Genomic DNA, 11,800 nt, shown 5'->3' on the forward strand with positions numbered 1-11,800 from the left:
AAAGCGTGGCAAAGGGACGGCCTGAACCCCAGGCCGCCCCTTTGCTCATCTGCCTAAAAGCGGAAGGTAACCGAACCATAATAGCTCTGATAGGACACATCGTCGCGCCAGAGAGTGGTTTCGGCAGCTACCGAAAGGCCGACATTACCGGCCTGGTAGCCGATTCCGCCGCTTATTTCGGCCCAGTCATTGTCGCTGGACGGCAATGCGAAGCCGACATTGGGCCCCACTCCGCCGACGAAGTTCGCCCCGAACAGGGCAGGGCGGTCCGCGAAGTCGTGGACGTAATTGGCGTTCAGGAACGGCCTGAAGCCACCTCTGCCCGCCAGATTGACCCCTGCACGTGCCTGATAGCTGTCATAGCTCGGCAGTTCGTAAGTCAGAGCGGGACCTTCGCCTTCTTCTGCTACCCGAGAAAAATCGATCCGCGCGGCCCTGAAGGCGACACGAGGCGTGATATCGAACGCTCCGGCGGTGAGTACCTTGCCGAGACCTGCCTCCGACGAAAAGACGAAGGCATTGTCATTGCCGACGATGTCGAACTGGCTTGTGCCCGCGGCCACGCTGCGGCGCGTTTCGGTCGAGTAGACACCGGCATTGATCTGGGCATCGAGCCGGAGCCCGCCGATCGTCGTCACACCGTAAAGCGAGCCTTGATAGAGGTCGCCATCGGCGGTGTGCGTTGGCAGAACCGTATTCCCGTCCATTTCGATGTAGGTGAGAGCGATGCCGATGGCCCCGTTCTCGATCGCCTTTTCCAGGCCTCCGGCAATGTAGAAGCCATCGAACTGGCTGTCGCCCTGCGGTGTTGCGGTAGGCATGCCGGAGGCTTCGCCGTCGAGATATCCGCCGGCGAGGAAACCGCTATAATCCTCGGCCAGACCGGTCTGCTCTTCGCCGAGGTAAGCCCTTTCTGCCGCCGGTACGTTCGCGCCGTCCAGCGAGGTCGAGCGGGCGACCTGATGCGGCTGCCCGAGAACCGCGAGACCGCCGCCCATGTCGTTGCTGGCGCCGAGTTGCACCAGCCGGTCGCGGATCAGCCGGTTGCCGACGTTGACAGCGGCGAGGCCCATTGCACCGCGCAGTGCCTGTTCGCGCGGTGCGAAGCTTTCCAGAGCATCGCGGATGGAGGCTGTGTTCTGCAGATCCAGTGGCCCATACAGATCGGCATAGCGATCGTATTGCGACCGGTTCCGGTCGAGCAGCGCGGCAAAGGCCGACTGCACCGGCGATGCAGGATCGATGACCGATGCATAGGACTGTGCCTCGATGGAAAGCGTTACCGATTGCGAGCCGTAGGTAAATTCGGGCCGCAGAATCGCGCTGATTTCCGGAGTGAGGAAGGTCCCTTCATACCCACCTTCCGCAGTGAAGATCGTAAAGGTGTCGCCGTCACGCGGGATTGATCCGTCCACGGGGTTCAGCAGAACCGTACCGCCGATGCTGGCAACACCGTTGAGCGGGTTACCTTCGTCGTCGAACTCGGTGGCGGTCACCGAGATGAGATCCGACTGCCCCATGCCGTCGAAATCGACGCTGTAGACGCTGCCGGATGTCAGGATAACATTGCCTTCAAAGGTCAGCGTACCGATGGTCCCCATCGTGCCGGGAGCGACGATACCCATCATATTGGTGAAATAAGGCGTCTGGACGGTCCCGTTGCCGGTCAGCGCGCCAGTGAACAGCAGATAGTCGCCATTGCTTGTCAGCGTACCGTCGACATTCATCATCCCGGCCATCTGCGTGATGTCCACCAGGCTGGTCAGCATTCCGTCGGCGGTAATGTCCAGCGCGGCTTCGGCACCTGCGATCATGAACTTGTCGATCGTGACGTCGGTGTCGAGTGTGGTGGTTCCGGCATTCGCGAGAGTGACGTCGAAGTAACGGGCGTTCACCCGCTCGCTGTCGGCGGTCTCGGGCGAGTAAGCCACATTGTCCGGTATGAAGCCGCTGCCGCCCGGAAGGCCGTTGGTAAATGTGGCCTCCGGCAAAGCGGCAATATCATCTGCTGCAGAAATGGCGGCGTTCTTCTCCGCCGTCGAGCGGGCCAGATCGAGCAGTCGCTCCGGGATTACGGTTCCGATGGAGTTAGAGATCAGTTCGGGATCGGTGTCGGAGTCGCCGGGAACGAGGATATTTCCATCGTAATCCACGATGTCGCCGGTCGCCAGATCGAGGCAGAAATTCCCGTCGCAGACCTGCCCGAACTTCGGCTCGGTTCCTTCATTTCCGGCACCCGGACTATCTGGCACGCCGTTTACGATTTCACCGTTCTGGTCGATGATCCGGTAATTCGGGTCGAGCGCCAGCTGCCAGTGATCGGCATCGCTCCAATTGCCATCGCCTGCTACGGTCTGGGCATAGCGATAAGGATTGTTGGCGACGATCCAGTTCCAGTGAAGATAGAGCGGCTGGTACAGGCTGTTGGTGCCGTAGGATGAATCCGACTGGGCGGCGAAGAAGCGCGATCCACCGGAAAGAACCCCGATCACCAGTTCGCCCACGGATGACTGAAGGATGAGAGGCCCCCCCGAATCCCCGCTCGCCGTGCTACCCTCCTTGTCGCGGGCGCCGTCGCGGAACAGATTGAAATCGAAGGGATTGGTGCCGTTCGGATCGTCAAAATCGGTCTGGTAGAGGTTTTGGGGCAGGCCGTAATCGCCGGGGCCGAACAACCATTCGTTACGGTCGTTCAGGGACGCGAGCGCACCAAGAACGTTTTCGGCTGCTCGGCGACGGAAATCGGTGCCCTGGAATGATCCGCTTTCGCCATAACCGCTGCGGCCATAGCCGACGACGCGGACATCGTATCCGGTGCCCGATACGCTATCGATCGAGTCAGGCACGGCAAGTGGTGAAAACAGCATGGCCCAGGTAGGCACATTGCTTGCCGGGGTGTCGAGTGCCGCGAGGGCGACATCGCTTTCGAGGAAGCCGCGCGCTTCAGGTCGCGCGAGCGAGTCCGGATCGAAAACGATCTGCTCGATGTTGTAGACATAGTCTTCCGGCACCGAGGAATAGCCAGACCGGATCCAGGATCTGAGGCCTTCGAGCGCGTCCGCCTGAAAAGCGAAGGCGGCAGGAATGTTTCCGACCTGCGCGCCGAACCCGTCTTCTCCGGCGTCGTTGACGCAGTGCGCGGCGAAGAGAACGGTGCGCGGATTGATCAATGTACCGGTGCAGACGAAACCATCGGCGCGGTAGAATTGGCCCACACCCGTCACATCGACGGCGTCATCGAAGATCGAGCCAGGCTCCCCAGGATTGAGGGTGTGCCCTTCGCCGGGACCTTCCACTACGACATGGGGCGTATCTTCAACGAAATCGGGCTGCCGCATCATTGTCGGAATTGAGGGCGTGGTCACCATACCCGAATTCGCCGATGCAGAATCAGGCTGCGACGACGTCAGCACTTGGGCGTTAACAGGGCCGATGGACATATCCGCCCGATGCAGGGGATTGGTTTCGCTGATCGCAACAGCCGAAAGGTCCAGGGTGTCGGTGTTTTCTGCATGAACCGCTGCAGACGCCATCAGGGATGCGGTTGCGGTAGTGGTATAGAGGGCAAGGCGATGAAAGGAAGAGCGTCGAGCGATGTGACCTGATGGCATTCGTAATCCTTCGCGGTTTCTTTTTGTGAAGCCGGAAGATGAACACATGTTCAGGGTGGAATCAATATTTCAGAGTAGAGGCAGTCATTTATTCTTAATTGAATATAAAGTGTGGCGAATTTGATACAAAAATTCGGACCACATGGAGGGAGACGATGCCGATCACCCTCCGTGCAACGCTTCCCGCAAGTCGCCGAGCCACGCAGCATAGGGTTTCCAGGCGTCCTGACCGGACCGGTTGATCGGACGTCGGACCTGTTCAGAACTTGCAGTGCGCACCGCGCGGTCGGTCCGGTGGAAATCGAGGCAGGCGTTTTCGAAGGGCAAGCCGATGTGATCCAGCATGCGGCGGGTCTGGCCTTCCAGATCGTCGAGCACGTCTTCGTGATCCACTCTCAGCACCTTGCCCGGCAGCACTTCGTCCCAATGCTCCATGAGGCGCGTGTAGTCGCGATAGTAGCGACCGATCTCGGTCAGGCCGTAGGTAAAGTCCTGCCCTTCGGCGAAGAGCTGCTTGAAGCCGGAAAAGCAGCAATCCATCGGATCGCGCCGCGCGTCGATGATGGTCGCATTGGGGAGGATGAGATGGATCAGGCCGATATGGCGGAAATTGTTCGGCATCTTGTCGATGAAGAACGGCGCGCCCTGGCGGTGGATGCGCGTATCTTCCAGAAAAGCCGACCCGAACTGGCTCAATTGCTGGGCCGAAAGATCGCGTAGAATATCGGGATAGCGGCTCTGTCCGGCCTTCCGGCCGCGTAACCGGTGCGCCAGCGCAAGGATATTCGGCAGTTCCAGCGTGCCGTCGATCTGCGAATGGCTGGCCAGGATCTGCTCGAGCAGCGTCGAGCCTGCGCGGGGCAGGCCTACGATGAAAATCGGATCGCGCGCGGCATTGCCGGCCCCAGCCTTGTCCTGGAACAGGGCGGGCGTGCAGGCCGCTTGCTGGGCCGACAGCTCGGCGGTCATCCGGTCGGCGCTATAGCCGGTCTGCCGCCGCTTGAGCGTGTTGCCCAATTCGTAGAAGCCGAAGGAATCTTCATATTCCTTGCGATCTTCATACGCCTTGCCGAGCGCGAAGGCGAGATGAACCCGGTCCATGAAAGCAATGTCGGGCCGGTCCGCCTGGGCGCGCATGGCAGCGACTTCTGCGTCGGTGAACCGATAGGTCTTGAGATTGGCGAGCGCGTAATAGGCATCGCCATGGCCGGGCCGGGCGGCAATTGCCGCGTGATAGGAGGCGACCGCTTCGTCCTGCTGGCCGACGGTCTTCAGGGCATGTCCGCGCGAGGTGAGCGTGGCCGGGTCGCGGGGCAGGCGCTTCAGGACCTCTTCGAAAAGCTCGAAGGCACGCTCGTAATCGCCGGTCTGCATGCTCTCGATGGCGAGGTGCGACTGAAACAGGGGATTGCCCGGATCGCGCCGATAGAGCGCTTCGGCCTCTTCCCGTGCACGCGTGAATTTCTGCCGTTTGCGCAGAACGTCGATATAATCGAGCCGCACCTGGATATTGTCAGGCTCGAACGCAGCGGCGCTTTCCAGCAGGAATTCGGCATCGTCCAGAATGCCGAGCCTCAGCCCGATCTGTGCCAGCAGTCGCATGCCTTCGACATGCTCCGGATGGCGGCGGAGAAAATGGCGGCAGATTTCTTCTGCGCGAAGCGGACGGCCTTCGTGCAGGTGGTGCGTCACCGCGATCAGTTCGCGGGGCAGGCTGCCGACGCGCTGTTCCTGCAGGCGTGACGCCTGTGCTTCGGATGGACGTCCCGCGGCCTCGAGCAAGTCGGCCTGGGCCCGCCAGCTTGCGACAAGTGCCGGATTGAACCGCACCGCGCGGCCATAGGCCTCGAGCGCCTTGCCCGTATCACCTTGCGCGCGCGCGAGGTGGCCCGCTTCCTGCCAGGCACGCCCGTATTCAGGAATGGCGGCATGTAGGCGGTCGAGGTGGCGCGCCGCGTCTTCTGGCCGCTGGAGATATCTGTTCGCCACGGCCGCGATATACAGGGCCTCGGCATCCTCGGGATCGCTTGCAAGAAGGCCGGTCGCGAGATCGAGCCCGCGTTCGAACTGCTGCGCCTGCAGGGCGGCTTGCGCCTGTTTGAGACCTTCTTCGCGCGAAACCACTGCGTCCCCTTCGTTAGTACATATGCAAACGGCGGAGGGGAGCATGAAGCTCCGCCCCCGCCGCTGGTCAACATGCTACTGTATCAGTAGCTGAAAGTTGCCTTTGCGCCCACGGTCAGCGGACGGTTGGTGACGATGCGGGCGCGATCGTAATAGAAATCACCGGCGATCTGTGCCCGTTCGTCGAACAGGTTCGCGGCGTAGACTTCGAATGTCCAGCGGTCGTAGGACACGCCGGCCGAAAGATCGACGATCGTGTAGCTGTCGAGTTCGAGACGGTTGATCGCAACGATATCCGTGAACTTCGAAGCCGAATGCGACACCGAAGGCTGGACGAACGCGCCGAGGTTGTCGCTCAGATCCCATTCGTAGCGAACCCGCAAATTGCCCTGGAACGAAGGCGCGTAGGCAAGGTCCGAACCTGCCTGCACATCGTCGGTCGGCGTCAGCACTTCGGTGATTTCGGTGTCGAGGAACGACACTGCACCCGAAACGGTCAGGCCGGCCAGATCATAGGGCGCCAGCGTGAAATCGGCCTCGAAGCCCTTGATCTCTGCATTCGCCGCATTGTCCGAGAAGAAAAGGTTGGTGATGCTGGGATCGAAGATCGTGGTCTGCAGATTGCTTATGTCGACATAGAACAGGCTGCCATTGATCCGCAGCTGGCGGTCGAGCAGTTCGGTCTTCGCGCCGACTTCGTAGTTCTGCACTTCATCCGATTGCAGTTCGAACGGGACCGTGAAGCCGCCGGGGCCCTGCGCGCCGCCGGGGCGGTTGAGCAGGCCGGGACGGAAGCCTTCCGAATAGGTCGCGTAGAACAGCAGATCTTCTGTGGGCGTATAGTTCACGGTGCCCTTGAAGATGAAGCCGTCGGTCTTCGCCTTGTCGGGCGCCCGCACGGCGTTGAACACCTGCTGGGCCTGCGCGGCGCTGAGCCCGGCGGCCTGGATGTCTTCCAGCGTGTCGTTCACATCGAACGTCTGGCGCAGGTCGGCATCGCACGAACCGATGAAGGTGTACTGCCCGTCGCCATCATAGAGGTCCGACAGATTGGTGCCGAAGGCATTGGCATCTTCCGCCGCGCCCGCGTTACAGAACGAGCTGTTCGCCGTGCCTTCGAAGTCGACCGCGACATCGTAATAGCGCGCGCCGCCGGTGATCGACAGCACATCGGGCACGATGTAGAAGGTGGCTTCCCCGAAAATCCCGAACTGTTCGTCGGTGCGCTTCACGTCGTTGCGGAAGATCACGCCGTAGGGGAACGGTCCCGCTTCCGACTGATAGGCGCCGGGGAAGGGGAAGTTCGGGGCGAAACCGCCGAAGGGTTCGGCGAGCTCGCTGCCGGGATAGGTGTAGTCGTTGCGTTCCTTCAGCTCCAGATCGGAGTAGAAGCCGCCGGCGGTGACGCGGAAGCGGTTTTCCTCTGGCGTGCTGAAGCGCAGTTCCTGCGTGAAGACCGACAGTTCGCTGTTCGACCCAACATAGAGGTTGGGGGCCTGGCAGGTGCCGCTCGGCGCTGCATCGCCGGGATAGCTGACCGACCCGTCGCAAATGTAATAGGGCAGGTACTGGCCGGCGAAGAGATAGTCCGAATAGTCGATGCGCTGTTCGGTCTCACGCTCAGTGTAGGCACCGTTGTAGATCACGTCGAGCATGCCGAGCCGGCCTTCAACGGTCCATGCGGTGTTGGAGAAATCGTCTTCCAGGCGGTCGTCTTCGAAACGCTGAATTTCGAGATCATCCAGGTCGAGTTCCGGATCGGCGAAGAACACGCCGTCGCTTTCCAGGCTCTGGCGGCTGTGCGCCAGCGCGACCTGCCAGTCGGGCGACACTTCGTAGAGCGCGGTGGCGCGGAAGCCCGAATACTGGGTGTCGTTGAAATCTTCCTCGACCAGCCCGGCATTGTTGGCTTCGATGAACTCGACGCCCGAAAGGTCGTCATCCGCCTGGAAACCGGCGCGGTTGGGTGCCACGGGCACGCCATTGTCGCGGACCGTGCCGGCAGGGCGGAAGCGCGCGCTTTCGCGGGCCGTGCGGGTGCCGGCGACATTGTCGATATAGCCGCCCTGATCGTCGAGATAGACCACGCCGCGCAGCGCCAGGCTGTCGGTGACGGGCACGTTCAGCATGGCTTCCGCCTTGTAGCTGGCTTCGCCGCCCTTGGTGAAGGAGGTGCCGACGGTCATCTTGGCATCGAAGCCCGACAGGTCCGGCTTGTTCGTGATCAGGCGCACGACGCCCGCCTGCGAACTGGCCCCGAAGAGCGTGCCCTGCGGACCGGAGAGGACTTCGATCCGCTCCAGGTCGGCGGCATAGACGTCGAGGTTACGGCCTGGCTGTGCCAGCGGCTGTTCGTCGAGATAGAGCGACACGTTCGGTGCCAGACCGGCGACGCCTGCGGTGGTCAGGTTCGGCGTGGTCGAGGCGAGGCCGCGAATGTAGATCGTGCTCTGGCCCGGGCTGCCGCCACCGGCCGTCACGGTCGGCAGTTCCTGCAGGTAATCGTCGAAGGTCGAGATGTTCAGCTGGTTCAGCTGCTCTTCGCCGAGCGCCTGCACCGAAACCGGCACGTCCTGCAGATCTTCGCTGCGGCGCTGCGCCGTCACGACGATCGTTTTGACACCGCCCGTGCGCGGCTTCTTGGCGGCGGGTTGGGCAGGCTGGGCCGTGCCGGTGGTCTGCGCCGTGCCGGTGGTCTGGGCCTGAACGGGCGAAGGTGCGAGAAGAGCGATAGCCAGTGCGCCAGCGGACGTACTGCTTACAAGTTTGCTAAGAATGGTTAGCCCCCATCAATCGGACATGAGGCCGCACAACCGGCTCGACGATGTCGGCCAGTGAACGGCGGTGAGAATGTGAAGTGAGCGCGGCCTACTCAGACTAGACGTGCCGGACCACCCCACAGTCCCGTTTTTTCAGGGAAGCGAAATCTGCTGTAGCATTTTTGCAACATAGAAGATTTCGCGCCCGTCCGGAAAATAACGGCTCTAGTCCGCGCTGCTCTCGATTGCAGCGGCAGTAGTTGGCACGCCCTGGCTTTTTCGGATCAGGTCGAACCAGATTGCCTTGATGATCGAGATGCACATCAGCGCCACCACGAAGGAGAAAGGCAGTGCGCCGATGATCATTGTGATGCGGATCGCCTCGATCCCGCCCAGCACCAGCATGCTGCCCACGATCAACGCAAGCGCCGCCCCCCAGAACAGGATGTGACGGCGCCTTTCGCCTTCGGTTTCCCCGGCCCCATTGATGGTGTTGATGATCAGGATCGCGCTGTCCGCCGAAGTGACGAGATAGGTCATCAGCAGTAGCACGATGAGGCCCGATACCACCATGGCAACGCCGGGATCGAGCAGCACTGCGAGCGTCGCATAAAGCTGGTCGGCCATGGGCGCGTTGACGATTGTGCCAGCCGCGCTGCCATCCAGTTCCAGAGCGATCGCCGTGCCGCCCAGCAGCGTCATCCACACGAAACATACGAGCGAAGGCACCAGCACCACGCCGAGCACATATTCGCGGATCGTGCGCCCGCGTGAAATGCGCGCGATGAACATGCCCACGAAAGGCGCAAAGGCGATCCACCACGCCCAGTAGAACACCGACCAGTCGCGCTGCCAGGTAACCAGGTCCTCTCCGACAGGGCCGCTATCGTTGAAGATCGTCAGCGACAGCGGGACGATGTGCGCGAGGTAATCGACCAGCCCGCTGCCCAGAAGTTCGAGCGCATAGAGGCCCGACCCGACGACGGCGAACAGCAGCAGCAGCAGGAAGGAGAGGCCCAGATTGATGTTCGACAGCCATTTGATGCCCTTGCCGACACCCGACAGCGCGCTGAGCGTGGACGCCCCGACCAGCACGGTCAGCGCCACCACGATTGCCGCGAGCGAGGATGATCCGTCCGCATCGAGTAGCCAATCGCCAAGCCCGATACGTGACAGCCCGACCACGAACTGTTCGACCCCCAAGCCCATGGTGACGGCGACGCCCAGAATGGTCGCCACCACGGCCACGACATCGAAGACATGGCCGAGCGGTCCGGACATGGTCCGTCCGAACAGCGGAGCGAGCGCCGAGCGTACCGTGAGCGGCAGGCCGCGGCGATAGGCGACATAGCCGATCGCTAGCCCCACCAGCGCGTAAGTGCCCCAGGCGGCAAAGCCCCAGTGCAGGAAAGTATAGAGATAGGCCGAATGCACCGCTTCTGCCGAACGCGCGCCGACCTCGCCGGTGATGATTTCGGGATTGTTCGAGAAATGCGCCAGCGGTTCGCCGGTCGAATAGGTGAGCATGCCGATCCCGATGCCCGCACCGAACAGCATGGAGAACCACGACAGACGGCCAAATTCGGGGCCTTCATCCGCGGCGCCGATGCGCATACGGCCCACCTGTGGGATTATCGCCAGCACCGCACAGGACGCCATCAGCGCCGCAACCAGATAGACATACCATCCGGTAAAGGATGCGATGATCGTGGAATTGGCGGCGGTGAGCGTTTCGTTCGCCTGCACCGGGAAGAAGATCGCCCACAGGATGATCAGCGTGACGATAATCTTTGCCGGAATGGTCACCTGCCGGCTGAAGCCATCGTAAAAGCCCCGGCTGGCCGTATGGATGGGCAGATCGATCAGGGGCGGTGCGATGCCCTTCTTGCTCTCGGAAGACATTGTTTTCTCTCTATTGTGGAGATCCGCAGGTTCTACGACCAGCGGGTGGGAACCCGGCCATCATACGGGTCTTGGCCACAAGATCAAATCGCGCAGGGCAAGGAAGGCTCCCGAAAACCTAGATCCGGGGCGGATTAAGGCTCTCCGCACATGCGTCTGACCGCGGGGGCCGGGGGGAGGGCAGGGCTGCGGGCAGCGGCCCCGGCTATTCGTGGCGCAGCGCGTCGATCGGGTCGAGCTTGCTTGCCTGGTGCGCCGGATAATAGCCGAAGATCATTCCCATGGCCGCGCTGAACAGGAAGCTGATGATGTTCACCGTGGGATCGAACAGGAAGGGCAGGTCGATCGCACTGGCCAGCATGATGGACAGCCCGAAGGCCAGCAATATGCCGATCAGGCCGCCGAAACAGCACAGCACCACCGCCTCGGTCAGGAATTGCAGCCGCACTTCCTTGGCCAGCGCGCCGATGGCGAGGCGGATGCCGATTTCGCGCGTGCGCTCGGTCACGCTGACCAGCATGATGTTCATGATGCCGATGCCGCCGACCAGCAGGCTGATCGCGGCGATCACCGTGACCACGGCGGTCATGGTGCCGGTGACATTGTTCACCGTGTCGTTGATGTCGGCTGTGTCGACGATGTTGAAATCGTTCGCTTCGCCTTCCTGGATCACGCGCCGTTCGCGCAGCAGGTCGATCAGCTGCTGCTGGATCGAGGCGCTGGTGTAGGAATCGTCATATTTCACCACGAAGAACTGGATATTGGTTCCGCCGGTGAAGCGGCGCTGCACGGTTTTCAGCGGCATCAGGACGACATCGTCGGCATCCTGGCCGCCGCCCACCGCATTCGACCGCTCGTCGATCACCCCGACCACCAGGCAGGAGACATTGCCCACTCGCATGGTTTCGCCCAGCACCGCGTCCTCGACGAATATCTCGTCGACGATCTTCGGGCCGAGAATGCAGACGCTTTCGCCGCGCTCGCTTTCCCGCTGCGAAAACCCGCGCCCTTCCACTACCTCGATCGACTGGGCGGCGAAGAAGGCAGCATCCGCGCCCTGCACAGTGGTGGACCAGTCCTGCCCGTTGTGGAACGCGACGGCGGGCGTCTGCGAGGACCCGGCGGCATTGACCACGCCGGGGATCTGCCGTTCCACCGCCGCCACGTCCATATCGTCGAACGGGGCGGGCTGGCGTTCTTCCACGCTTTCGGGAAAGACGATGAAGACGTTGGAGCCGAGCCCGGCGATATCTTCCTGCACATTGGCAGTCAGCCCGCGGCCCAGCGTGACCATGGTGATGACGGCGGCGACACCGATGATGATGCCCAGCGTCGTCAGGAAGCTGCGCAGCAGGTGCCGCCGGATTTCCCGCAGCGCGAGCAGGAAGGTGGCGCCGAGCATGC

Annotated in this window: 5 protein-coding genes; all 5 read right to left on the reverse strand. The window is 61.9% G+C overall.

The window, feature by feature from the left end:
• Positions 1–53: 53 nt before the first annotated feature.
• Positions 54–3,533, reverse strand: coding sequence for an autotransporter domain-containing protein (locus tag ACI2I1_RS06125; RefSeq protein WP_404678394.1), 3,480 nt, complete (start codon positions 3,531–3,533; stop codon positions 54–56).
• A gap of 240 nt (positions 3,534–3,773) precedes the next feature.
• A complete protein-coding gene (locus ACI2I1_RS06130; RefSeq protein ID WP_404678395.1) occupies positions 3,774–5,735 on the reverse strand; it encodes a tetratricopeptide repeat-containing sulfotransferase family protein in 1,962 nt (653 codons plus the stop codon).
• Between the two features lie 83 nt (positions 5,736–5,818).
• Positions 5,819–8,341: a TonB-dependent receptor gene (locus ACI2I1_RS06135; RefSeq protein WP_404678396.1), complete on the reverse strand. Its 2,523-nt coding sequence runs from the start codon at positions 8,339–8,341 to the stop codon at positions 5,819–5,821.
• 378 nt (positions 8,342–8,719) lie between these two features.
• Positions 8,720–10,396 (reverse strand): BCCT family transporter, encoded by a 1,677-nt coding sequence (locus tag ACI2I1_RS06140; RefSeq protein WP_404678397.1) that lies wholly within the window; start codon positions 10,394–10,396, stop codon positions 8,720–8,722.
• Between the two features lie 205 nt (positions 10,397–10,601).
• Positions 10,602–11,798 (reverse strand): ABC transporter permease, encoded by a 1,197-nt coding sequence (locus tag ACI2I1_RS06145; protein ID WP_404679142.1) that lies wholly within the window; start codon positions 11,796–11,798, stop codon positions 10,602–10,604.
• Positions 11,799–11,800 lie beyond the last annotated feature (2 nt).

Source organism: Qipengyuania sp. NPDC077563 (assembly GCF_044901345.1).
Taxonomy (GTDB): domain Bacteria; phylum Pseudomonadota; class Alphaproteobacteria; order Sphingomonadales; family Sphingomonadaceae; genus Qipengyuania; species Qipengyuania aestuarii.

Bases quoted from the DNA above. Each gene is read 5' to 3' on its own strand.
- ACI2I1_RS06125 (WP_404678394.1), bottom strand. From the start codon at position 3,533: ATGGCGTCTGCAGCGGTTCATGCAGAAAACACCGACACCCTGGACCTT.
- ACI2I1_RS06140 (WP_404678397.1), bottom strand. From the start codon at position 10,396: ATGTCTTCCGAGAGCAAGAAGGGCATCGCACCGCCCCTGATCGATCTG.
- ACI2I1_RS06145 (WP_404679142.1), bottom strand. From the start codon at position 11,798: ATGCTCGGCGCCACCTTCCTGCTCGCGCTGCGGGAAATCCGGCGGCAC.